The organism is Streptomyces hyaluromycini, assembly GCF_002217755.1.
In the GTDB taxonomy this organism is placed as follows: domain Bacteria; phylum Actinomycetota; class Actinomycetes; order Streptomycetales; family Streptomycetaceae; genus Streptomyces; species Streptomyces hyaluromycini.
Genome location: NZ_BCFL01000016.1, coordinates 1,606,824 through 1,628,552, shown reverse-complemented (window position 1 = coordinate 1,628,552; position 21,729 = coordinate 1,606,824). Strand labels below are relative to the sequence as shown.

Genomic DNA, 21,729 nt, shown 5'->3' with positions numbered 1-21,729 from the left:
AACCCAGGTGTGTCGCGGTTCAGCACACCCCGCGGTGTCACGCGACGGTTTGCCCTCAATCGCCAGAGGCCATTGCAGGCGAACCATTGGATCGATCAACAATCCACCCCACTGACAAGCGAGGATGAATTTGGTAGCCGCGATCATCCCCTAGGATTATACTCGGATCCATGGATATTCGGGCGAGTGTCATTCGGCAGGGCATAGCGAACGACGCGGCCTGGGTAGGTCGGCTTGCCGCTGACTTCGGAGACCCTGAGCGCGCCGAATGCGCTGGCGTGATCTCCCTCTGTGTAATGCCGTACATTGCACTATTCGTTCACGAATCATATGCGAAGCTGGCCACGAGCGATCCGGTGCTGGCGGCACATGTGTCAACCGACTTCAAGGCGATCGTGGCTCGCGCCCGCCACAGTCTGAAGCTATTTGAGGATACGAACCGTGGAATTGGCGGGCAGCTCGACTACTTCCGCGACGAGATCCGCGCGGCACACGCGGGCCACTTCACCAGTAATGCGCCACGAACCTTCCGATTCCTCGAAACTGACCTTGGTCTGTTTTCATACGGTTCGCGACTTATCTCGACAACTCACGCCGCAAACTTCCACCTCGGAATTTCGCCACGTGCCACGCTGGCGATGACTGGCCAAGAGATCATGGCGATTACTGAACAGTATGGTCGGTACTTTGGGCATCTGGGTGCCCAGGTGCCAGCCGGGGGCGGTGCGACATTCTTCAGTAAGATCGACCCACGGGAAATGGGCGAGATCGAAAACGATACTCACTCTGCCGACTACTATGGCCGAGGTTTCGATGGTCCCGGGAACATGGATCTCAATGCCCTTCTGGCAGTGTTTCGCTGCATGGTGAATTTCGTCAGTACGGCTATCCCGTCGGTCGATTCCGATGGGGGGTTCGACTATACGGAGTTCAAGATCAGATTCCTGACGATCTATCAAGTGCTCGGCAGTCTGAAAGTCCTGCGCACCGATCAGAGGTACCCGCTAACGCCTCGGTCGACCCGGGCTCTTCAGGAAATTCTCGATGCACCTGCTGCGCGGGTGATCATGAATCGGAGCGCAAGGCCATTCCGCAACACTCTGGTACATTACAACCTAAATCGGCACATCGACCTGTCAAAGGTCGACTTCAATGCCCCCATGTTTAATCTAGCCTCGGTCTACTTTCCATCCTGCAATGACCTCGACGATCTCGCCGAGATCGTCGAACAGGCGCTGGAAAACACCGCGGCGGTCATCGACGAGTGGGCCGATCCGGAAGGTTCCGTGTAGAACGCCGACTGTAGAATTTGCTCAAATTTCCCGGGCGGTCTGCAGCCGGTTCTGGCTCTTTCGGGCTTCGGAACTAAGACCCGGTTACCTGAGCGAGCCGGTACCGCTACTTGTGCTTGCCATTGCGCACAACGGATCGCAAGCACGGTCCACTGTCGACGTCCCGTGCCCCCAGGTGAAGTGGATCCTGCACTTGCGTGCGGTCGGAGCCACGGGCGAACAGTCGACCTGCAGCTGGGGCCGCCTGCCCAGCCGCTTTCCCACGGGCAAGTCGAAGTCGGTGGGCTTGGCAATGATCACTGACTCGGCACCTCTCACGACGGCCCGGCGCACCCGGTCGACCGTCTGGCGATTTACGATCCTGTGAACGACTTTGATGCCTTGAAGGTCCGAACTGAGGACGGCAAGGCGGCCTGGGCTGATTGGCCACCACAGGCTAGAGCCGGTAGTTGTGGAGGAGTAGTCCTGCCCGGCCTCGGGCGACAGCTGGACTGGCTGGTCGCTTGTGATGAAGCGGCCTTTAGGGTCGTCCCACAGTTCCAGTTGCCGGGTCGAGTGTTCGTCGGCGGCGTGGAAGACGCTGTCAAACATCGCCGTGACGTGGCAGTCGGCTGTCAGTGGCCGGATGGCCTGAGCGGCCCGATCCCGTTGCCAGGTGTTGATGGCCGCGAGGTGGCGTCTGACCTGAGGTGTCCGGTTGCGTTGGAACGCGAGTATGACCGCGAGTGACATGAAGTCGTCGAAAATGAAGTCATCTCCCGGCGCCCAGGAGTGCAGTGTGCGTAGGAGCCGCGCGGTTTCGTCATCAATGACGGCCAGCATCGCCTCGGCCTGATTGTGTGCCTCACCGCCCTCGGCGAGCCGGTAGAAGTTCTCCCTCACACAGGTATCGCGCAGGCCCTGGAGCCGTTCGGTGCCGTTTCGGGTGTCCAGGACCCGCACTCGCCGACCGTCCGGGCTCCACGCCCGTAGGTAAGACTGCGGCACGTAGTGGTGGCGACGGGAGACACAGTCCCGGCGGCTGGCCTCTTCCCTGACCCGGGCCATGTAGCTGGCGACTGGCGCCACCACGCTTCTGCCGCCGTCCGATACCGGCACCTGCCCCCAAGGATTGGGCACTGTCTCCACGAGCCTCCACCCCATGCCGCAATCCTTTCCGCGGCCTACCAGCCGGTGACCGCCCCTTCCTCATGTCCATCCACCCACCGGAACCACCTTCCGGGCGATGCTGCGCTATCTACCCGTTGGCAAGGACATCCGCGAGTGCCGCCGCCCGCTCTGCCATCCCCCGCTTCCACGGGATCTCGTCTTCCTCGGCGATCTCTCGCCACAGTGCCGCGGTGGCCGCGCCGAACGCCGCGAGGGCTGCTGGTTCGGCGTCCCGCCATGACGGGAAGCGGCCCGCGAAAGCGACCGCCTCCTCCACCGGGTGGCCGGAGTCCGCGAGTTGCAGTGCCAGGGCGCCCGGGTCGATCCATGCTGCACCTCGCGTCGGCCATGCCCAGTCGACGAGCCGGGCCCGTTTGCCGACGATCAGTACGTTATCCCTGGCGAAGTCGGTGTGCAGGAGGATGTCACCGCTGAAGTACTGCAACGTCCCCGGTGGGGCGTAGTCCGCCCACCGGTCGACAGCGTCCTTGATCTCGATGTCGGCCGGGGCCGTGACTGCTTGTAGTTCGGTGAGCGCGGCTTCCACGAGCGGCAGGTCGGGTGAGCCGGGCGCGTAGTCGGCGTGGCGGCCGTCGACCACCTCGTAGCCGAGAAGGCTCCAGCCATCGAGCTCCAGGTGCCAGTACAGGCGTGGGCAGGACGCCGGAAGATGCGGGGCGATCGCCGCCTCGCGGCGCTGTGCACCGACCTGGGGGTGGTCGGTCGGGATGCCCTTCACGAAGACCCTGCCGCTTTCGGTCTTCAGGACAGAGGCGATGCCGGAGTTCATGCCGCCCGGGGTGGTGGCTGCCTGATGGACGGCGCCGGTTTTGTCGGAGATGGCCCGTCGGATGCCAGCGGGGAGCTGCTGGAAGGGGATGCGGGACATGGACACGCGGGGTTCCTCAGGGGTGCTCGGGTATGGGGAATGCCGCCCCGGCCAGGGTACGGCCGAGGCGGCACTGAGAGGGGGAACGAGCGCCGCCCGTGATGGATCTAGTACGGCTGGTCATCCCCAGCCGAGCAGCTGCACTCGGCGCCCTCGGTAGCCTCGTCCAGGTCGGCGATGATCTGGAACTCGTCGTCCTTGATTGACGCGGCGATCAGCGACACCGGCAGGGCGCTGGTCGGGTTGTCCGCTGGACGTCGGCCGATGGTGAGCATGACCGGTTCGCGAGGCGGGGTCAGGAGTGCGGTGGGCGGAGTCATGATCCGTAACCTCCATGTTGGCAGTAGAGCTCTCGTCGGTCCCCCGCCTCCTGGTAGAGCCTGGCCAGCGGTCGGCACGTGCGGCACGTGCCGACCTTCGTGCAGCCGGAGCATCCACCGGTGCGGAGCTGTAGGGACTCGGCGACCGCGCCGAGTCGGGGGAGGGCTTCGACGCCCTCGGTGATGAGGTTCACGCTCGGGTCGCGGCCGACCTTGCAGATCGACGCGATGCCGTGCGGGTTGACGTGGAAGAACGTGTGGCCGGCGTTGCAGCCGGTGAAGACGCTACGGGCCTTGAGATGGTCCAGTGCCTGCGTCGCCAGGGGGTTCGCGTCGCCATCGATCGTGGGCGACATGTTCGTGAAGACCTGATGCGGGAAGCCGTACGACTTCGCGAGGCACACCATCGCGTCTGTCTCGTGCGCGTTGCCGTCCGAGACGATCACGTTCAGGCGGACCGGCAGCCTGTCCTCGCGAGCGGCGTCCAGGCCCGTCAGGAACCGGCCGAACGCCCCGCGGTTCCGCGTCACCTTGTCGTACGTCTCGGGGGTGGCGCCGTAGACGCTCAGGGTCAGCCGGTATGGCCGGTGGCGGGCGAACAGGTCCCGGATCGGCTGCTTCCGCAGCGAGGAGCCGTTGGACGAGACCTGGACCATCATTCCGAGCCGGTGGGCGTACTCGTACGCCGCGCCGAACTCGCGGTCGATCAGCGCTTCACCGCCGGTGATCTGCAACCACAAGACACCGGCGTCCCTCAGTGTCTGCAGTAGCGCCTGCTTACCGGTCCAGTCCAGGCCCTCGAACCGCTTCTCCCCGAGGTAGCAGAACTCGCAGTCGTAGTCACAGCCGAGGTTGATCTCCCATGACGCCTTGCCGTACCCGTACCGGGACCGCTCACGGACGAGCACGACGTTCCCGACCGGCGACGCGGGCAGCTCGGTCCCCCACGCTTCCCGCGCCGCGTCGGCCAGCCAGTCCGGGACGGATCGGCCTTCCGTGCCCGAGGCCCGCAGCTCCTCGTAGCGGACTTCCGGGATACGCACGCCGGCTGCCCGGCCGGGCTGGACGAGGAGGTACTGGGCGAGAAACGGGCTGGCCACGAGCCGCGGAGCTGTTTTGGCCCCCTGCCTCTCGGCGCTGGTGTTCGTCTCGGTCATGGAACCTCCGCTGGAAGGGTATGAGTGGTGGGTCGGGCCTGGTAGTGGGCGGCGATCAGGTTGGCCGCCAGCTCAGCCGGTGGACCCCCCGCCAAGCGCGGGTCAGGGGTTTGATCCGTGCGTGTCGAGGCGGTCACGTCGATCGCGAAGCCTTACGAGGCGGACACGAGCACGATCAGCAGTGGTCCGGCGTAGCGGTCACCCTGCGTGACCTGGGCGCTGAGAAGGCCGTTTACGGCTTCCACCAGGCCCTCCACGAGCGGGTGATGATCTCCCGGTACGTATGGTGCGAGGGATTGTGGCCACCGTGCGTGAACACCCAGCTCTGCGGTTCGGCGAAGTCGGTGCCGGGCGGCGAGGTCTCGCCACAGACCGCGCACTGCATCGCGTACGTGGTGGGCTCTGCGTCGGGTTCCCGGTCGGGCTGGAGGGTCCACTCCTGGTGGCGCATGATCGTGCGGCTGGTCATCGAACCGCCTCCAGAGCTGTGGCGACGTAGGGGTGCTGGAGAGCAGCGCGGAGGGCCTCCGTGTCGGTGAGGGTGTCGTCGTCAGGCAGCTCGCACCACCCGCCGAACCAGTCGTCGAGCAGCTCCAGGCCGGGCGCGACGAGCCAGGAGTTGGTGGAGAGGTGCCGTACCGGCAGATCGTCCCAGCTGGCTGCGGAGCCGGTCGGGACGGCGTAGTAGAGACGCCCGTTGGGCCTGTCGTAGAGCACGGGGCCGACGGAAGTACCAGTGCAGCGCAGGAAGGCCAGGGCCAGGAGGCCGATCTCGGCGGAGGTGCGCACGACGTCCCAGCCGTCGCCGACCTTCAGCAGCCGCAGCCCCGGCACGTCGTTCACCATGGGAGCCTTTCGCAACGCATCGCGCACGGACATCACGAATCCGCCTGCGGCCAGAAGCTGTGGCTCGCGTCGAGCGAAGAAGTGGATTCCGTGGTCGGCGTGAAGTGGCGGACCACGATCAGACGAGCGCCTGCTGCTGTTATCTGCCGCTTGCGCTCGGTGCCGAGGCCCTTCGGGCCGAGGTGGCTGACAGCCGGAACCACGGCACCGTAGGCATCGGGGAGTTCGAGCGTGTCGAGCAGACCGACGCAGGCCGGGGACCGGATGATCACCGTGGAGTCGCGTTCGGTGAAGACACCGCACAGGGTCAGTTCGTGCCGTTCACAGTACTCGGTGAGGCAGTCGACGAGCGCCGCGTGGCGGGGCAGCCCGCCGGTGACGTGGCGTAGGTAGCCGAAGACCTGGGGGAAGGCGACGGGGCGGCGTTCGGTGATGAGGTCGTCGTCCATGCCCATAGCGTCGGCCGTCGTGAACGGCCTCGAAATGACCTGCTGTTGTACTTCCGTTGCACTTCCCATCCCACGTCGTCACCGACAGTGCTTCCATACGTGACGGAGGGAGGTCATCCGTGGTCAGCGTGCAGCAATGGACAGGTCGGGAGGCGAGCGCCCTGCGCGCCGCGTTGCGTATGAGCACGCGCGCTTTCGCCGAGCACCTCGGTGTCGCGCTGCGCACGGTTGCGAAGTGGGAGAGCCTTGGCGCGGAGACACAGCCCCGACCGGACACCCAGGCCATCCTCGACACCGGACTCGCACGGGCGGATTCCGCCGCCCAAGCCCGCTTCGAGGCAATGCTGTTCCCTGAGCGGAAGAGCGCGCGGTCGGCGGACTACGAGACCTGGACCGAGGACATCGAGCGCGCTGTTGTCTGCATCAGCCGTCAGGACTTCCCGTTCGCCTCAACCCTGTTGAACCGCTGGTTGGGCAGCCGTGCACCCCAGCAGCTGGACGACAAGGGTCTCTATTTGTACGGCCGTTCCCTCGTGCTCCTGGGCGACCTCCAGCGCGATCAGGGCGCGATCCTCGGCCCACTCTCCGCCCGCCACTCCTACCTGACCGCCCGCGGCATGTTCACCGAGCTCGACATCCCACGCCGGGTGGCTCAGATCGAGCTGTCCCTGGCCGTCGTTCAGGAGATGTCGGGCGAGTTGGAATCCTCCGCTCGCCACTACGAACTCCTCGCCGGGGACCAGCGCCTGAGCCCGCGTGACCGTGCCAGGGCGCGGCTGTGGGTGGGTACGGCGCTGAGCAAGGAGGGCGACAACGAGTACGCCACCAACGCGATGACGGCCGCCACTCGTGCCTTCGAGGACCTGGGCGAGCCGGAGGACTGGTCGGTCGCCCACCAGAAGCTGGCCCTGGCCCATCGCGGTGCCGGCGACCTGAAGCAGGCACTGCATTACATCGACATCGCGCGCACCACCGGCACGGTCGACTCCCCGATGCAGCGGGTGCGGCTGGACACCGCGTACGGGCACATCCTTCTGTCGGATGCGGCGACCCGGAATGATGGGCTGTCCGTCCTCGACCAGGCGGCACAGGTGGCCCGGCAGTACGGGCTGAGCCACCAGCTGCGCAGTATTGAGGGCATCCGAAAGGGCCAGCAAGGATGAGCCAGGGAGTGCCAGTGCCGGAGCACCAGCAGCGCCAGATCACCGACGAGCAGTTCCACGACGCTACGCTGATCTGGAATTACCACCAGATGGGCCACGAGCTGCGGCCCTGCTCGGCGGCGATCGGCCTGGGCAGCCACGACCTCGGGGTCGCGACTACTGCGGTCGACCTTTATCGCGCTGACCTTTTCCCGGTCGTGGTCTTCAGCGGCGGCAACAGCCCCACCACCCGCGCTCGCTTCCCGCGCGGCGAGGCCGTCCACTACCGCGAGCACGCGCTGAGCCTGGGGGTGCCGGACGAGGCGATCATCGTGGAGTCGAAGGCCGCAAACACCGGCCAGAACATCACCTTCTCCCGCGAGCTGCTGGCCGAGGCCGGGGTGGAAGTGCAGTCGCTGCTGCTGATCTCCAAGCCGTACATGGAGCGCCGCTCGTATGCGACCTGCCGCAAGCTTTGGCCCGAGGCTGAGGTTGTGTGCGCCTCCGAGCCGCTGGAGTTGGACGACTACATCAAGTCCATCGGCGACGAGAAGCTCGTCGTCGACATGCTCGTCGGGGACCTGCAACGGGTGATCGAGTACCCGAAGCTCGGCTTCGCCGTCGAGCAGGACGTACCGGGGGATGTGTATGACGCTTACGAGCGCCTCCTGGGCGCCGGCTTCGACAGCCGCCTCATCAGTACCTGAGCCGCCCAGCGCCGATGCGTTGGACGGGCTGTGCGCGATCCACCAACCGAACCTGTTTCCCCGGCTGTCCACGCTGGCGAAGCTGTTCTGCGCCGACCTGTGGATCGTCCTGGACGACGTGCAGTTCGCCCGGCGCGACTACCAGCACCGCGCCCGTCTCGCCGCCCTGGACGATCCATCCCGACAGCAGTGGCTCACGCTCCCGACGCACCTTCCCCACGGGCGCCCGACGCTGATCAGCCAGGCACGGCTTGTTGATCCGCGTCGCTCGCGCCGGACGGTCCAGCTTCTCGTCCGCCAGTACTACGGCCGCAGTCCCTACTGGGGTGCTGTGTCCGAGGTGCTGGCCGCGCTCGACGAGTCGGACCGTGTGGCCGACCTGGCGAGGACATCGACGATCGCCCTGCTCAGCGCTCTCGGCTGGTCGGGCAAGGTGCGGGACAGCAGCGGGATCCCGACCCGGCAAGGCCGCTCCGAGCGCCTTGCCGACCTCGCGGCAGCCACCGGCAGCACCCACTATCTGTGCGGCACCGGTGGTCTGCGTTACCTCGACGCTGGTCCTTTCGACGTCCACGGCATTCCCGTGCTGCCCTTCCACACCCCTGTGGACAACCCGCTCTGGCGGTGGGCACGTCGATCCAGCAGCCTGTGGGCCCTAAGCAAGATCGGGCCCGATGCGCTGGCCGATCAGCTGGCCGCCCAACGAGAAGCCCACCATCCTGGAGCCCACGCGTGACAGAGCCCACCGCCAAGGAACCGGCCAAGAAGCCCTTCCTGTACGTCATCGTCTGCGCGTGCGGCATCGCCGGTGACGTCGGCAAGCTGATCACCGCCGCGCAGGAACGGAACTGGGGCGTCGGAGTCGTCGCCACCCCGCAGGGCCTCGGCTTCCTTGAAACCGAGGCGATCGAAGCCCAGACCGGCCACCCGATCCGCTCCGCTTGGCGCGCGCCCGGCGAGGCTCGGCCGCTGCCACCCGCGGACGCGATCGCGGTTGCGCCAGCCACCTTCAACACGGTCAACAAGTGGGCCGCCGGCATCTCCGACACTCTCGCTCTGGGCATCCTGTGCGAGGCATACGGGATGGGCATCCCGACCGCTGTCCTGCCGTACCTGAACTCGGCCCAAGCCGCCCACCCCGCATACCGCCGGAGCCTTGAACACCTGCGCGAGATGGACGTCCTGATCGGCTCGTACGAACTGCACCGGCCCAAGGCCGGCGGTGGCGCGGATCGATACCGCTGGGAGGAGGCGTTGAGGCTTCTCGCCCCTGTGGTGTCCGTGGCGACGTGATCAGCGCTGTTGTCCCCTGGCCTCCGGAGCGGGTGGGGGCGGGCTTGGGCGTTGGGCGGCGTGTCGGGCGTTGGCTGCCTGGGCCTGGGGACCAGGCGCGTGACGCTCGCCAAGTCGACGGATCCGCCAGGTCAAGGCGCGAGCGGGACTGCGCGCGTCGTCCAACGTGCGTTGGCTGAGCGCCTGGTCGAGGAGCGTGGACACGTTGTGGCCTGCGGACTCTGCCTCGGCGAGCACGGTGGCCAGAGCATCCCAGGCTCGGTCGTTGAGGATGCGTTCGGCGTGCTCGGGGACTGCCTGCTGTAGGTGGGAGGCGTAGCGGCGCTTGATCTGAGTCCCCGGCGCTCGGGCGGCAAAGCGGGCCAGAACCGGTTCGGTGATCTGCACGTGAGCCGCCTGCAGGTGGACCAGCGCCTCTTCGGCCGCGGCCTCCTGCTGGGCGTGCTGCCGGGTGCGATGCCAGTGCACGGCGTAGGCAACCGCGGTCAGCGCCACGTCGATCAGCATCGCCAGTCCGGCACCGTCGCCGTGTCGCGCGGCGTCGTTCCAGATCATCTGGACACTTCGCCGCAGGACTCTGGCGCTGGAGTGGTCGGCGGCGATGCGGGAACGAGTAGCCCGCTCGAACGCCACGGCGGCCCGTTCCAGCTCGACCCGTGCTGCTACCTGGGCCGTGACGGGCAGCAGGTCGAGTACTCCGCCGAGCGCGGCCAGCTGGCCCTGAGCCACACCGTCGTCGCTGCGGTTGAGGTGGTGTGGGATGCGTTCGGTGGAGGCGGTGGCCTGGTGCCAGGGGTTGCCCGGCTGGACGGTGACCGGCTCGGGAGCGGCCGTCGCCAGGCGCTTGCGGACCTGGGGCAGGGACAAGTCGCCGGAGAGGGTGGAGCCCGCGTACCAGATGGGTTCGCCTTGCTTGTTGACGTCGCCGGGCAGGCTGACGCTGTAGCCGGTCACGTCCCCGGACGGTTCGGTTTTGGGCCGCACCGCCACACCCGATGCCTCCAGCAGAGCAAAGAACTCGGTCTCCGTGGAGGCGGCGGCCATCGCGCGACGGACACGTCGGCGCAGGATCTCTCGGGACGTGGCGTCCTGGTCCAGGCGATTGGCCTTGAAGTGCTCCTTGCTGGTGGGGCGTTTGGTGGCGGTGCCGTCGCCTGATTTCAACCGCCTCAGTCCGTAGTCGACTTCGATCTGGCGGGCCTCGCGCTGCACGGCTCGGATGTCGTAGTCCCGTTTGGGGCGGCGGCCGTCCTGGCGGACGAGGGTGGCGGCGATGTGGACGTGGTTATCGGCGTGCCGTACTGCTACCCAGCGGCAGGCTTCGGTGTCCCCGGCGGGGGCGATGCCGGCGGCGGCCACGATCCGGCGGGCGATCTCCGCCCACTGGGCGTCGGACAGGATGAGGTCCTCTGGGGCCGCGCGGACCGGGCAGTGCCAGACCGTGGTCTGGGGAGCCTGGCGGCCGAGCATGGACACCGGTTGGTCGAGCTGTGTGTAGAGCTGCTTTTCCACCTCCTTCGGGTCGCGGTGCGGGCTGCGGCCGGGGTCGGGTGCGAAGCCGTTCCAGGACGCGACCAGGTGGGGGTCGACGTGCTCGTTTGCGTCGCCCTTGCCGAAGAGGTAGGCGATCAGACGGCGGGTGCTGCCCTTGCCGGTGATGATCTTCGATATCACCGGCCCTGCCTTCCCTCGGTGACCTGGGCGATGGCGGTGTCCACGTCGCCGATCGATGCTTCGACGCGGGCCAGCAGCCGGTGGACGACTTCGGGCTCGGGCCAGGCGCCGTCCTTGTGGAGGTGCCAGGTGAGCTGGTTGAGATTGTTGCCGAGGCCGCCGAGCTGCCGATTGGCGGCCAACAGCGCTTTCACCATGGCGCGGTAGTCGGCGATCGCAGCCGTGGGGTCTTCAGCGCGGGCCGCGGCGAGCGACGCCTCGGCAACGTAGCCGCCGATCTGCATTCGGCTGAGCGCGGCGGCGTGGGCGAGGTCGGTGAACTCGCTGTCGCTGTAACGCGGATGGACGCGGCGCTCGCGTAGGCGCGGCTGACGCAGACGGCGCTGCGGCGTCGGCGTCAGCGCGGCGTGTGGCGACGGTCTGGTCGCTCCCGTCTCGGTCGGCACCGCCGGGCCGCCCGACCCCGGTGCCCCCTCGGTGCCGGGTGCCTTCGCCACCCCAGGGGCGGCGGCCGGGTAAGGACTCCTTACCCGACAACTTGCTGCGCTGTCTGGGGCTGAGGTGGCGTGCATCTGCTGCTGAGCTGTGGGCAGTTCGTGGTGCTGTTCGTGCATGGTGGTGCTCCGACGGTGAGGGGGCGGGAGGCGTGTCATGTGCGTCGCATCCGTCCCATGCCTGGTCAGGACAGGTACGGACACTCGGGCAGGTACGGAGAAGTCCGTCCCGGCGAGGACATCCGTCCCCGCGCTGACCTGCGCGGGGACGGATGCGACGCAGTGATACGGACCCAGGGGGAGGCGGGTCAGCGGGCGCGTTTGGTGCTGGCGGGGCCGCCGGGCGGGCCGATGGGCAGCTGACCTGCCGGGGCGGCGGGCGGCTTGCCCTGAGCCGGGCGCGTGGGTGCGGAGTCGTGCGCGGGGGCGGGCGCCGTCTCGGTGAGGTCGGGGCAGTGCCGGGCCCAGCTGTCGAGGAACCGGTTACGGGCGTACCCCTTGGCCTGCCTGCCCTTGTCGAAGCGGTAGTTGGCCGGGCGGATGTCGAAGTCCCGCAGCATTCTGCCCAGGTGGTAGGCGTTGAGCCCGTTGGTGCCGTGCTCTGCCCAGGGGGCGTCGGCGTCCTGGAGCAGGGCGGTGACCAGATCCAGGGAGGACAGGGCCTCAGGGTCGCCGTGTGTCTCGAAGACGTGGTGGATGTCGCGCAGCAGCCGTGTCTTCAGGTTGGTCTGCTCGTCCTGGACGGCCTCGAAGCGGGTCATCGCGACACAGGCCGCACGGGCGCTGGCTGGCCAGTGGCCGCCGGCCAGGTCGGCGATGATGACCAGCGGTTCCCAGGTGTCCGCCGCTCGGTCTTCCACCGGCATCGTCGGCGCCATGCGGCCCGCCGTGCCGCGCAGCGGTCCCAGCCAGGCGGCCAGCTTGTCCCGCAGTGCGTTCAGCTCCGGTGTGGCGTAGCGCGAGCGGAACGGGGTCACCTTCTCGCCCGGCTTGCGCTTTTGCATGCGGAGCACGACCGCCCGGTCGGTGATCGTGTCGGGCAGGTCGCCGATCGAGGCCAGTGCGGCCATGGCGAAGGTCGGATACGGGGTCGGCTTGTGCTCCGGACCGGAGATGCGCCAGGCGGGCTGGTTGCGCTGGTGTCCGGCGTTCAGCAGGCCGCGAAGTTCCTCGTTGTCACCGGCCTTGCTGAAGATGGTGTCGGCCTCGTCCACCAGGATCGTGCGCGGGTTCTTGCCGATAATGCGGAAGAGCACCGCCGTGGACATGTTCACCGTCATGATCGGCTGGTGCACGGTCTCGTGGAGCACGTCCAGAACCCGGGACTTGCCGCAGCCCTTCGTCGGGCCTACGACCGCCAGACGCGGCGCGTGCTGCAGAACGGTCTGGATGTGCGTGGCCGCCACCCACAGGGTGACCGCTGTCAGCGCCTCGTCACTGGGCAGTACGACGTACTTGCCGATCGCCGACCGCAACTCATCCAGCAGTTCCGCACCCTCACCGGAACCCCGTTCCCCAGGGTCTCCCGGTCCCCGAGGAGACCGGGAGCCGGTCCCGTGATCCGGTCCCCGTACGTCGACGGGACCGGTCCCCTCCTGCTGGGCGGTTCCCGCCACGGGGTTGTCAGTCCCCAGCGACTGGCGGGGACCGTGATCACGGTCCCTGTTGCGGTCCCCTGGTGCAACTGCAGCCTCTTGGGGACCGGTCCCCATTTTGACGCCGCTGACCTGCAAGTTTGCGCCGGATGCCGATACGGAGACCGGGGCGTGCGGGGACCGAGCAGCGGGGACGTCGCTGGGACGGTCCCCAACAGCGGCATCAGCAGGCGGCTGGGGACGGTCCCCGTCTGCTTCCACATTCGCCGAATGCTCGACGGTCCCCGACGCCGGGGACCGTGTGTCCGCCTGATCCCTGCGGCGCCAGGGGACGCCCTCGCCGGGGACCGCGGGAGTGGGCCAGCCGGTCGGGGCGGTGTTCGTGGAGTTGGGGGACGTAGGGTCCTCCATAGGCGTTCCTCTCCGGTGAGGGGCAGGACGGGCAAAGTCCCGCCCCTCACCAGCTCGTTCGTTCAGGGATGGGCGATCAGTTGGGAAGTCTTCTGCCCTCGGCGTTGGCGCGCCGGGGGCCGCTTCGTTGTCCGCGCCAGACGCGGGGTCAGGCCGTGAGGTCGTACGACGTCTGGGCATCCAGCCACGCGTCCACCTCCCGCCAGCGGTAGCGCAGGTGACGGCCGACCTTGTGGACGCTGGGGCCGATGCCCCGGTACTTCCACTGGTAGAGGGTCTTGACCGGTACTCCGAGGTACGCGGCCACGTCGGCGGGAGCGGCGAGCTGGTCACGCTCGGCCCTGGCAAGGCGCGGGGAGTGGTTCGGCAATGAGGTCTCCATATAGGAATCAGGGTTTGGATGGCAGGTGTGGGCGACGCAGCCACACCACCTGGGAAGCGTCCAGAGTGAATTCTGAAACTCCCGGCTACTTCCCTCGGCGTCGCCGGGGGAGACCAAAACAGTAAGGGCGAATCCCCGGTTGCCGAAATCGCTCCTGCGGAAGCCGAAATTTTCTGTGGCGAAGCAACCAGCCGAGGTGCCGGAATCCGGTACCTCAGCAGATCAGAGGCGGCGTGCAGCAGTCAGAAGTGACACGGCCAGCCCGCCGGACACTGCATCTGATAGGTGCTCAAATCGCCCGCCTCATTGACGCGGAGGGAAGGTAGCACAACCTCCCCGCTGAAACGGCTCGTGATGTGCCGGAATTCGACGAGACGAACACCACTTCGCCTCCGGGCGACTTTTGGAGAGTTTAAGAACTAACTCTTGCCATGACGGTCGACTGCAAGTTACAGCTATTTGTCATGCCCAACCGACCTGTCGAAATAGGCCCCGCCAGCCTCCACGCCGCCCGCGCCATCAAGCATCCACGCCTTGCGCCGACCTGCCCCAGCACCAGCTCGCCGCCCCTCCCGCAGCCCTACTGCTCCCGTGGCTGACGCGCGCCGCTGCGACCCACGCCACCCCCAGTCCCCAAACCCCATCCAGGAGGCCCTTCTTGGCTGACGTGTACGACCGCTGGCACAAGTCCCACCCCAAGCCCACCGAGGCCGAGTGCGGCGAGCACAAGAGCCGTACGAAGCGGATGGCTCCCACCGCCGACCACGGAATCGGCAAGCGTTGGCAGGTCCGCTACCGCGACCTGGAGGGCCACCAACGCAAGGAGAACTTCCACACCAAGGCGGAGGCCGACAACCGCGCCGCCGAGGTGGACGTCGAACTCCGGCATGGCTCCTACGTCGTACCTGCCGAGACGAAGCAGACGCTCGACGCCTACGCGCAGAAGTGGCTCGCGGCGAACTCCGTCGGCCCGACGACCGCCCTCCGCTACGAGGCGACCGTCCGCAACCACATCGTCGAGCACCTTGGCCGACGCGAGCTGCGGTCCCTCAACCAGCCCTCGGTCATCCAGGGGTGGATCCGGGCCCTCCAGGACGGCGGCCTCGAAGTGCCCACGATCGAGGGCATCTTCGACATCCTCTCCAGCATCCTCGGCGCGGCCGTGGAGGACGGGTTGTTGCCGAAGAACCCCTGCAAGGCGAAGTCGGTCAAGCTGCCGACCGCGACCAAGAAGAAGATCGTCCCCTGGTCGTTGGAGCGCGTCCGCGCCGTCATCGCCGGTCTCCCGAAGCGCTTCCAGGCCGGCGGCAAGCTCGCCTTCGGCTGCGGTCTGCGTCAGGGCGAGGTGTTCGGCTTCGCCGTCGAGGACATCGACTTCAAGGGCGGCTGGATCCACGTCAACCGCCAGGTGCGACTCGTCGGCACGAAGCCCGTCTTCGCCCTACCCAAGGGCAACAAGATTCGCTCGGTGCCCCTACCCGCGCAGCTCGCCGCCGCCCTCAAGGCGCACATGAAGGAGTTTCCGCCGGTCGAGGTTGCCCTGCCCTGGGCCAAGCCGGACGGTGAGCCGAAGACCTTCTGTCTCTTCTTCGTCGACCAGAAGGGGCGGGCCTACAACCGCAGCGTCTTTAACATGGGCGACTGGAAGCGCGCCCTGGCCGCCGCCGGCGTGATCCCTCCCCGCGAGCGCGGCGCGCGCTACCTCCAGGCGGCCCCGGAAGACGGCATGCACGCCCTCCGGCACGCCTACGCCTCCGTACTCCTGGACGCGGGGGAGAGCATCAAGGCGCTCTCCGAGTTTCTGGGCCACTCGGACCCCGGCTTCACGCTGCGCACGTACACGCACCTGTTGCCGTCCAGCGAGACCCGTACCCGCAAGGCGATCGACGACGCCTTCACGGATACGGAAGCCGAGGCGGAAGACGACGGCGACCCGCTCGCAGCCCAGGGCACATCAGTGCCCCCGCCGAAACTCATGTGCCCTCAATGTGCCCTGGCCGCCTGACGGCCCCTCCGGGGACATGAAGAAGGCGAGGCCCGAAGACCCCGCCCGAAACCCCCGAAACCCCAGGTCAGGGCCACACCAGGCAATAAGGCTGATGCCCCGCCTCATGCAGCCGGTGGCTGAAGTCCTGCCACTCGTGCAGCAGCTGGTACACGTTGAACGCGTCTCTCGGGCCGCCCCGGTCCGGGACCGTCGACCAGATGAAGGCCGCCGCGCCGACCGCTTCCTCGCCGATGCCGCGCAGGGGGTCGACCACCGTCATGGGGAGCTTGACCACGGCGTAGTCCGGGTGCAGGACGACCAGCTCCAGCGGCGGCACCTTGTGCAGAGGCACGCCTTCGATGCCCGTCAGCACCATCGCGGCCATCGTCTCCGGCTTGATCTTGGTGAACATGCCGTTCATGCCGAGCTCGTCGCCGCCGAGTTCCTCGGGGCGCATCGAGATCGGGACACGGGCCGCGGTCGCGCCGTCCGGTGCGCCGAAGTATTTGTACGTCACCCCCACCCGACCACCATTCCTGCTCCCGGTCTGAAGACGGTCGATCCGCCGATCGCTCCGCTGGTCCCGATCCCTCTGATCGCGGTCCCGCTGATCGATACGTCGGTCGCGCCGCTCCGACTCACTCGGTACGCCCTGTTCCTGACGTGCTGCCTCGGCCGATTCCTCCGCGTCGCGCCGGTGCCTTCCCCGATGGGCACGTCGAGGACCCAGGTCATCGGTCCCCTCGCCCAGTCCGCCACCGCGATGCATATCTCCACCCGACTGCTTTTCTAGGACGCGTGGCCCCCGCCGCGCAACCCGATCATCGTGTCAGTGACCTCCCCCACGGCCGCCCGCCGAAACGTGCGTCGAAACATCAGTCCGCAGGATCTTTACAGCCTCCGGCCGCCTGCGTGCCGGATGAGCTGGGTGTATCGGGTCACAGTCTCGCAGATGCCCCGGGCGCTGCGCGGGGACCGCCGTCCTCCGCTGCGAGGAGACCGCCGTCCTCGGCCTACCCTGAGGAGGTCACCAAGCATCCGGAGTCCGAGAAGTCGGAGAAGCCGCACGTCATGAGTGCCCAGAGCGAAACGCCCTATCCCTACGACGCGCCCGTCTCACAGGCGCTCTTCGACCGCGCCTCCGTCGTCACGCCCGGCGGCGTGAACTCCCCGGTGCGCGCCTTCCGTGCCGTCGGCGGCACCCCCCGTTTCATGGTCTCCGGCAAGGGGCCCTACCTGACGGACGCCGACGGGCGCGAGTACGTCGATCTTGTGTGCTCCTGGGGGCCGATGATCCTCGGGCACTCCCACCCCGAGGTCATCGCCGCCGTCCAGGAGGCCGTCTCCCGCGGTACCTCCTTCGGTACGCCCGGTGAGGGCGAGGTCGCCCTCGCGGAGGAGATGGTCGCCCGGATCGAGCCCCTGCAACAGGTGCGGCTCGTCAGCAGCGGGACGGAGGCGACCATGTCCGCCATCCGGCTCGCCCGCGGATTCACCCGGCGCACCAAGGTGATCAAGTTCGCCGGCTGCTACCACGGACACGTCGACAGCCTGCTGGCCGCCGCCGGGTCCGGCGTCGCCACCTTCGCGCTGCCGGACACCCCCGGTGTCACCGGTGCGCAGGCCGGCGACACGATCGTGCTGCCGTACAACGACCTGGAGGCGGTGCAGGAGGCCTTCCACCGGCACCCGGGGGAGATCGCCTGTGTGATCACCGAGGCCTCGCCGGGCAACATGGGCGTCGTGCCGCCCGCGCCCGGGTTCAACCAGGGGCTGAAGAACGCCTGCCGCGAGAACGGCGCGCTGTACATCTCCGACGAGGTCATGACCGGGTTCCGGACGAGTCGGGCCGGGTGGTTCGGGATCGACGGGGTGGTGCCTGATCTGATGACCTTCGGGAAGGTGATGGGGGGCGGGTTCCCCGCCGCCGCCTTCGGCGGGCGGGAGGACGTCATGGCGCACCTCGCCCCGGCCGGGCCCGTCTACCAGGCCGGCACCCTCTCCGGGAACCCGGTCGCTACCGCCGCCGGTCTCGCCCAGCTGCGGCTGCTCGACGACGCGGCGTACGACAAGGTCAACGCGGTGTCGGAGCAGATCCGGGGGCTCGTCAGGGAGGCGCTGAGCAAGGAGGGCGTCGCGCACCAGGTGCAGACCGCCTCCAACATGTTCTCCGTCTTCTTCACCAACCGCCCGGTGCGGAACTACGAGGACGCGCGGGGCCAGGAGTCGTTCCGGTTCACCGCCTTCTTCCACTCCCTCCTCGCCGACGGCGTCTACCTGCCGCCGTCGTCCTTCGAGTCCTGGTTCGTCTCCACGGCCCACGACGAGCGGGCCGTCCAGAAGATCGCCGACGCCCTCCCGGCGGCGGCCCGAGCGGCCGCGGAGGCCACGGCAGCATGAGCGAGCAGAGCGAGCAGCAGGACATCACCGTCGTCCATGTGATGCGGCACGGGGAGGTGGCCAACCCGGACGGGGTCCTGTACGGCAGACTCCCCGGCTACCACCTCTCCGAGCTCGGGCGGCAGATGGCCGACCGGGTCGCCGAGCACCTCGCCGGCCGGGACGTCACCCACGTCGCCGCCTCCCCGCTGGAGCGCGCGCAGGAGACCGCGACCCCGATCGCCAAGGCGCACGGGCTCGACCTCGGCACCGACGACCGGCTCATCGAGGCCGAGAACATCTTCCAGGGCAAGACCTTCGGGGTCGGCGACGGGGCGCTGAAGAACCCGGCCAACTGGAAGTACCTCGTCAACCCGTTCCGGCCGTCCTGGGGCGAGCCGTACGTCGACCAGGTCGTGCGGATGCGGGGCGCCCTGGACGCGGCCAGGGACCGGGCGCGGGGGCACGAGGCGGTGCTGGTCAGCCATCAGCTGCCGATCTGGATCCTGCGGTCGTACATCGAGCGGCGCCGGCTGTGGCACGACCCGCGCAAGCGGCAGTGCACCCTCGCCTCGCTGACGACTTTCACCTACCAGGGCGACAGGATCGTTTCCGTCGGCTACTCCGAGCCCGCCATCGACCTGGTACCGGTCCATCTGCGCGCCGGTGCCAAGCCGGTGAAGGGGAAGGACAAGGCCTTCGGAGCGTGAGCCTGAACGGGCCTGCGTCATGCTGCGTAAGTCATGAGTGACGCACGCCACTTGGATGGACCGTCGTCACATTCGTTGCGGAATATCACAGACGCGGCGGAACCCGCCCCTTCGTCACGCCCTCTGAGTGGGTGACCACCAGAGGACGTGACGAATCGGGGAACCATGCGGACCTTCACCCGAAGGGGAATACTCGGCCTCGGCGCGGGCGCCACGGCCGGACTCGGCCTCGCCGGCTGCGGCTCTCTCACGGCATCGGACGGAACAACCCGGGCCGGCGGTTCCACCAAGGAGCCGTCGAAGTCGTCGAAGCCGTCGAAGACGCCGGACGCCCGCCCCCTCGGCGACGGCTCCACCTCCAGCACCGGCAAGCAGCCCCACCAGCCCGCCGCCCCCGAGCCGCTGGAGCCCGGCCAGACCCCGCCGCAGTTCGTGATCTTCTCCTGGGACGGCGCCGGCGAGGTCGGCACCGGTCTCTTCCCGCGCTTCCTCGACCTGGCCAGGGAGCACGGCGCGGCCATGACCTTCTTCCTCTCGGGGCTGTACCTGCTCCCCGAGTCGAAGAAGCGGCTCTACGACCCCCCGAACAACCCCCGCGGCGCCTCGGACATCGGCTACCTCACCGACGAGCACATCAGGGCGACCCTCACCAACGTCCGCCGGGCCTGGCTCGAAGGGCACGAGATAGGCACCCACTTCAACGGGCACTTCTGCGGCGGCCACGGCACCGTCGGGAACTGGACGCCCCAGCAGTGGCGCAGCGAGATAGACCAGGCCAAGGCGTTCGTGAAGGAGTGGCGGACCAACACCGGCTGGACCGACCTGCCCCCGCTCCCCTTCGACTACGACAAGGAGCTGGTCGGCGGCCGTACCCCGTGCCTCCTCGGCCAGAACAACCTGCTGCCCACCGCCCGCGAGCTCGGCTGGCGCTACGACGCCTCCTCGCCCGGCGGCCGCCAGGTCTGGCCGGAGAAGAAGCTGGGCGTCTGGGACCTGCCGCTGCAGCAGATACCGTTCCCGGGCCGCTCCTTCGAGGTCCTCTCCATGGACTACAACATGCTCGCCAACCAGTCGGTCAACTCGACCAAGGCCCCCGCCTACAACTACCCGGGCTGGCGGACCCAGTCGGCCCAGGCGTACATATCCGGATTCCAGCGGGCGTACACGACGAACCGGGCGCCCTTCTTCATAGGCAACCACTTCGAGCGGTGGAACGGCGGCATCTACATGGACGCCGTCGAGCAGGCCTTCACGCACATCGCCCGGGAGAAGGAGAAGGGCGCCGACGTCCGGATGGTCTCCTTCCGGCAGTTCGCCGACTGGCTGGACGTCCAGAAGCCGGAGGTGCTGGCGAAGCTGCGCACCCTGGACGTGGGACAGCGCCCCGCCGCCGGCTGGAAGACCTTCCTCAAGCAGGGAGCAGCCGCCTGAGGCGTCCGTGAGGGGGGTGCGCAAGATCCTCAGAACGGGCATGCGAAACTTTTCACATGAGTACCCGTAGCCGCGCCCTCCTGCTCGGCGCCATGGCCGCCACGGCGGCCCTGACCCTGTCCGCGTGCGGCAACGGCGGCACCTCCGGCGGAGGCGGCAACACCAACTTCGTCACCGGCAAGGACGGTATCGACACGGTTGCGGAGGGCCACCGCACGGCGGCCCCCGACCTGTCCGGGAAGACCATCGACGGCAGGACCCTGGACGTCGCGGACTACAAGGGCAAGGTCGTCGTCATCAACGTCTGGGGCTCCTGGTGCAGCCCCTGCCGGGCCGAGGCGCCCTACTTCGCCTCCGTCTCCAAGGAGTACGCGGGCAAGGGCGTCCAGTTCGTCGGCATCAACACCCGCGACACCAGCACCGGTTCCGCGGTCGCCTTCGAGAAGCAGAACGGCATCGACTACCCGAGCCTGTACGACCCGACGGGCAAGCTGATGCTCCGCTTCAAGAAGGGCACGCTCAACCCGCAGGCCATCCCCTCCACCCTGGTACTCGACCGGCAGGGGAAGGTCGCGGCGCGCTCGCTGGCGGCGCTCAGCGAGGAGAACCTCCTGAAGATGCTCAAGCCCGTCGTCGCGGAGAAGTGACGTGAGCGCACTCCTCACGGTCGCGGCGGAGACGGGCCGGAACGAGACCGTCCTCAACGGCGCCCTCCTGGTCGCCCTGCCGATCGCGCTGCTCGGCGGACTCGTCTCCTTCTTCTCCCCGTGCGTGCTGCCCCTCGTGCCCGGCTACCTCTCGTATGTCACCGGGGTCGCGGGCACCGACCTCGCCGACGCCCGGCGCGGCCGGATGGCCACGGGCGCCGCGCTGTTCGTGCTCGGCTTCACCGCCGTGTTCGTGTCGGGCGGTGCGCTCTTCGGCTACTTCGGCTCGACGCTCCTGGAGCACTCCAGCGGGCTCAGCAAGGTGCTCGGCGTGCTGATGATCGCCATGGGTGTGTTCTTCATGGGCCTGATGCCCTGGTTCACCCAGCGCGAGTTCCGCTTCCACAAGCGGCCGGTGGCCGGTCTGATAGGGGCACCGGTGCTCGGCGCGCTGTTCGGGATCGGCTGGACCCCGTGCATCGGCCCGACGCTCTCCTCCGTGATCGTCCTCTCCTCCCAGCAGGGCAGCGCCGGCCGCGGCGCCATACTGACCGTCGCGTACTGCCTCGGCCTCGGTGTCCCCTTCGTGCTCACCGCGGTCGCCTTCCGCAAGGCGCTCGGTGCCTTCGGCTGGGTCAAGCGCCACTATGTCTGGGTGATGCGCATCGGCGGCACGATGATGATCGTGACCGGTGTGCTGCTGCTGACCGGGGCCTGGGACGGCCTCGTGCAGGAGATGCAGGGCTGGTCCAACGGCTTCACTGTGGGGATCTGA

23 protein-coding genes are annotated in these 21,729 nt (G+C 68.0%); 11 read left to right on the top strand and 12 right to left on the bottom strand.

What is annotated here, in order from left to right:
• The first annotated feature begins 170 nt into the window (after nucleotides 1-170).
• Nucleotides 171-1,292 (top strand): hypothetical protein, encoded by a 1,122-nt coding sequence (locus tag SSP29_RS52465; protein WP_145968866.1) that lies wholly within the window; start codon nucleotides 171-173, stop codon nucleotides 1,290-1,292.
• A gap of 84 nt (nucleotides 1,293-1,376) precedes the next feature.
• On the opposite strand, the gene SSP29_RS07645 is transcribed toward SSP29_RS52465, so the two are convergent.
• The 7 genes from SSP29_RS07645 to SSP29_RS07615 form a co-directional block, all read right to left on the bottom strand.
• Nucleotides 1,377-2,339, bottom strand: coding sequence for a DUF4238 domain-containing protein (locus SSP29_RS07645; RefSeq protein ID WP_275539752.1), 963 nt, complete (start codon nucleotides 2,337-2,339; stop codon nucleotides 1,377-1,379).
• A 190-nt stretch (nucleotides 2,340-2,529) separates the two neighbouring features.
• Nucleotides 2,530-3,330: a phosphotransferase family protein gene (locus SSP29_RS07640; RefSeq protein WP_245883046.1), complete on the bottom strand. Its 801-nt coding sequence runs from the start codon at nucleotides 3,328-3,330 to the stop codon at nucleotides 2,530-2,532.
• 107 nt (nucleotides 3,331-3,437) lie between these two features.
• On the bottom strand, nucleotides 3,438-3,650 hold the full coding sequence (locus SSP29_RS07635; RefSeq protein WP_089099650.1) for a hypothetical protein: 213 nt from the start codon (nucleotides 3,648-3,650) through the stop codon (nucleotides 3,438-3,440).
• On the bottom strand, nucleotides 3,647-4,807 hold the full coding sequence (locus tag SSP29_RS07630; protein WP_150133723.1) for a radical SAM protein: 1,161 nt from the start codon (nucleotides 4,805-4,807) through the stop codon (nucleotides 3,647-3,649). The genes SSP29_RS07635 and SSP29_RS07630 overlap by 4 nt, the downstream gene beginning before the upstream one ends.
• Nucleotides 4,808-5,039: 232 nt before the next feature.
• The gene (locus SSP29_RS07625; RefSeq protein WP_089099649.1) at nucleotides 5,040-5,276 is read right to left on the bottom strand and encodes a DUF7848 domain-containing protein; all 237 of its coding nucleotides are present in this window, start codon (nucleotides 5,274-5,276) and stop codon (nucleotides 5,040-5,042) included.
• Nucleotides 5,273-5,653, bottom strand: a complete 381-nt coding sequence (locus tag SSP29_RS07620; RefSeq protein ID WP_150133722.1) for a hypothetical protein — start codon at nucleotides 5,651-5,653, stop codon at nucleotides 5,273-5,275. Before SSP29_RS07620 ends, SSP29_RS07625 begins: the two co-directional genes overlap by 4 nt.
• Before the next feature lie 32 nt (nucleotides 5,654-5,685).
• Nucleotides 5,686-6,102 (bottom strand): hypothetical protein, encoded by a 417-nt coding sequence (locus tag SSP29_RS07615; RefSeq protein ID WP_150133721.1) that lies wholly within the window; start codon nucleotides 6,100-6,102, stop codon nucleotides 5,686-5,688.
• A gap of 119 nt (nucleotides 6,103-6,221) precedes the next feature.
• Here SSP29_RS07615 and SSP29_RS07610 point away from each other — a divergent pair, with 119 nt between their 5' ends.
• The 4 genes from SSP29_RS07610 to SSP29_RS07595 are packed head-to-tail and all read left to right on the top strand — an operon-like array spanning nucleotide 6,222 to nucleotide 9,244.
• A complete protein-coding gene (locus SSP29_RS07610) occupies nucleotides 6,222-7,265 on the top strand; it encodes a helix-turn-helix domain-containing protein (RefSeq protein WP_089099646.1) in 1,044 nt (347 codons plus the stop codon).
• Entirely contained in the window at nucleotides 7,262-7,951 is a 690-nt protein-coding gene (locus SSP29_RS07605) for a YdcF family protein (RefSeq protein ID WP_089099645.1), read from the top strand. Before SSP29_RS07610 ends, SSP29_RS07605 begins: the two co-directional genes overlap by 4 nt.
• A gap of 28 nt (nucleotides 7,952-7,979) precedes the next feature.
• On the top strand, nucleotides 7,980-8,687 hold the full coding sequence (locus SSP29_RS07600) for a WbqC family protein (RefSeq protein WP_089099854.1): 708 nt from the start codon (nucleotides 7,980-7,982) through the stop codon (nucleotides 8,685-8,687).
• Nucleotides 8,684-9,244 (top strand): flavoprotein, encoded by a 561-nt coding sequence (locus SSP29_RS07595; RefSeq protein WP_089099644.1) that lies wholly within the window; start codon nucleotides 8,684-8,686, stop codon nucleotides 9,242-9,244. The genes SSP29_RS07600 and SSP29_RS07595 overlap by 4 nt, the downstream gene beginning before the upstream one ends.
• Here SSP29_RS07595 and SSP29_RS07590 read toward each other — a convergent pair whose 3' ends face one another.
• The 4 genes from SSP29_RS07590 to SSP29_RS07575 all read right to left on the bottom strand — a co-directional run bounded on the left by SSP29_RS07590 (nucleotide 9,245) and on the right by SSP29_RS07575 (nucleotide 13,800).
• The gene (locus SSP29_RS07590) at nucleotides 9,245-10,918 is read right to left on the bottom strand and encodes a relaxase family protein (RefSeq protein ID WP_089099643.1); all 1,674 of its coding nucleotides are present in this window, start codon (nucleotides 10,916-10,918) and stop codon (nucleotides 9,245-9,247) included.
• Nucleotides 10,915-11,364: a plasmid mobilization protein gene (locus SSP29_RS55110; protein ID WP_245883021.1), complete on the bottom strand. Its 450-nt coding sequence runs from the start codon at nucleotides 11,362-11,364 to the stop codon at nucleotides 10,915-10,917. The genes SSP29_RS07590 and SSP29_RS55110 overlap by 4 nt, the downstream gene beginning before the upstream one ends.
• A gap of 356 nt (nucleotides 11,365-11,720) precedes the next feature.
• A complete protein-coding gene (locus SSP29_RS07580) occupies nucleotides 11,721-12,887 on the bottom strand; it encodes a DUF3631 domain-containing protein (RefSeq protein WP_174855924.1) in 1,167 nt (388 codons plus the stop codon).
• Between the two features lie 679 nt (nucleotides 12,888-13,566).
• The gene (locus SSP29_RS07575) at nucleotides 13,567-13,800 is read right to left on the bottom strand and encodes a helix-turn-helix transcriptional regulator (protein ID WP_150133716.1); all 234 of its coding nucleotides are present in this window, start codon (nucleotides 13,798-13,800) and stop codon (nucleotides 13,567-13,569) included.
• A 667-nt stretch (nucleotides 13,801-14,467) separates the two neighbouring features.
• Between SSP29_RS07575 and SSP29_RS07570 the strand changes: the two genes are divergently transcribed.
• Nucleotides 14,468-15,805 carry a tyrosine-type recombinase/integrase gene (locus SSP29_RS07570; protein ID WP_089099641.1) on the top strand — a complete coding sequence of 446 codons (1,338 nt, stop codon included), beginning with the start codon at nucleotides 14,468-14,470 and terminating at the stop codon, nucleotides 15,803-15,805.
• 67 nt (nucleotides 15,806-15,872) lie between these two features.
• Here SSP29_RS07570 and SSP29_RS07565 read toward each other — a convergent pair whose 3' ends face one another.
• Entirely contained in the window at nucleotides 15,873-16,556 is a 684-nt protein-coding gene (locus tag SSP29_RS07565; RefSeq protein ID WP_174855923.1) for a hypothetical protein, read from the bottom strand.
• A 302-nt stretch (nucleotides 16,557-16,858) separates the two neighbouring features.
• Here SSP29_RS07565 and hemL point away from each other — a divergent pair, with 302 nt between their 5' ends.
• From hemL to SSP29_RS07535, 5 genes are all read left to right on the top strand, one after another.
• Nucleotides 16,859-18,187, top strand: coding sequence for a glutamate-1-semialdehyde 2,1-aminomutase (gene hemL, locus SSP29_RS07555; RefSeq protein ID WP_089099639.1), 1,329 nt, complete (start codon nucleotides 16,859-16,861; stop codon nucleotides 18,185-18,187).
• On the top strand, nucleotides 18,184-18,876 hold the full coding sequence (locus SSP29_RS07550) for a histidine phosphatase family protein (protein ID WP_089099638.1): 693 nt from the start codon (nucleotides 18,184-18,186) through the stop codon (nucleotides 18,874-18,876). Before hemL ends, SSP29_RS07550 begins: the two co-directional genes overlap by 4 nt.
• Before the next feature lie 165 nt (nucleotides 18,877-19,041).
• A complete protein-coding gene (locus SSP29_RS07545) occupies nucleotides 19,042-20,307 on the top strand; it encodes a polysaccharide deacetylase family protein (RefSeq protein WP_089099637.1) in 1,266 nt (421 codons plus the stop codon).
• A gap of 56 nt (nucleotides 20,308-20,363) precedes the next feature.
• Nucleotides 20,364-20,954 carry a TlpA family protein disulfide reductase gene (locus SSP29_RS07540; protein WP_150133713.1) on the top strand — a complete coding sequence of 197 codons (591 nt, stop codon included), beginning with the start codon at nucleotides 20,364-20,366 and terminating at the stop codon, nucleotides 20,952-20,954.
• A gap of 1 nt (nucleotide 20,955) precedes the next feature.
• Entirely contained in the window at nucleotides 20,956-21,729 is a 774-nt protein-coding gene (locus SSP29_RS07535) for a cytochrome c biogenesis CcdA family protein (protein WP_089099635.1), read from the top strand.

What these genes read in the sequence shown, in the direction of transcription:
- SSP29_RS52465 (WP_145968866.1), top strand. Translation starts at nt 171, where the DNA reads ATGGATATTCGGGCGAGTGTCATTCGGCAGGGCATAGCGAACGACGCG.
- SSP29_RS07645 (WP_275539752.1), bottom strand. Translation starts at nt 2,339, where the DNA reads ATGGCCCGGGTCAGGGAAGAGGCCAGCCGCCGGGACTGTGTCTCCCGT.
- SSP29_RS07640 (WP_245883046.1), bottom strand. Translation starts at nt 3,330, where the DNA reads ATGTCCCGCATCCCCTTCCAGCAGCTCCCCGCTGGCATCCGACGGGCC.
- SSP29_RS07635 (WP_089099650.1), bottom strand. Translation starts at nt 3,650, where the DNA reads ATGACTCCGCCCACCGCACTCCTGACCCCGCCTCGCGAACCGGTCATG.
- SSP29_RS07630 (WP_150133723.1), bottom strand. Translation starts at nt 4,807, where the DNA reads ATGACCGAGACGAACACCAGCGCCGAGAGGCAGGGGGCCAAAACAGCT.
- SSP29_RS07625 (WP_089099649.1), bottom strand. Translation starts at nt 5,276, where the DNA reads ATGACCAGCCGCACGATCATGCGCCACCAGGAGTGGACCCTCCAGCCC.
- SSP29_RS07620 (WP_150133722.1), bottom strand. Translation starts at nt 5,653, where the DNA reads ATGGTGAACGACGTGCCGGGGCTGCGGCTGCTGAAGGTCGGCGACGGC.
- SSP29_RS07615 (WP_150133721.1), bottom strand. Translation starts at nt 6,102, where the DNA reads ATGGACGACGACCTCATCACCGAACGCCGCCCCGTCGCCTTCCCCCAG.
- SSP29_RS07605 (WP_089099645.1), top strand. Translation starts at nt 7,262, where the DNA reads ATGAGCCAGGGAGTGCCAGTGCCGGAGCACCAGCAGCGCCAGATCACC.
- SSP29_RS07575 (WP_150133716.1), bottom strand. Translation starts at nt 13,800, where the DNA reads ATGGAGACCTCATTGCCGAACCACTCCCCGCGCCTTGCCAGGGCCGAG.
- SSP29_RS07565 (WP_174855923.1), bottom strand. Translation starts at nt 16,556, where the DNA reads ATGCATCGCGGTGGCGGACTGGGCGAGGGGACCGATGACCTGGGTCCT.
- hemL (WP_089099639.1), top strand. Translation starts at nt 16,859, where the DNA reads ATGAGTGCCCAGAGCGAAACGCCCTATCCCTACGACGCGCCCGTCTCA.
- SSP29_RS07550 (WP_089099638.1), top strand. Translation starts at nt 18,184, where the DNA reads ATGAGCGAGCAGAGCGAGCAGCAGGACATCACCGTCGTCCATGTGATG.
- SSP29_RS07545 (WP_089099637.1), top strand. Translation starts at nt 19,042, where the DNA reads ATGCGGACCTTCACCCGAAGGGGAATACTCGGCCTCGGCGCGGGCGCC.
- SSP29_RS07540 (WP_150133713.1), top strand. Translation starts at nt 20,364, where the DNA reads ATGAGTACCCGTAGCCGCGCCCTCCTGCTCGGCGCCATGGCCGCCACG.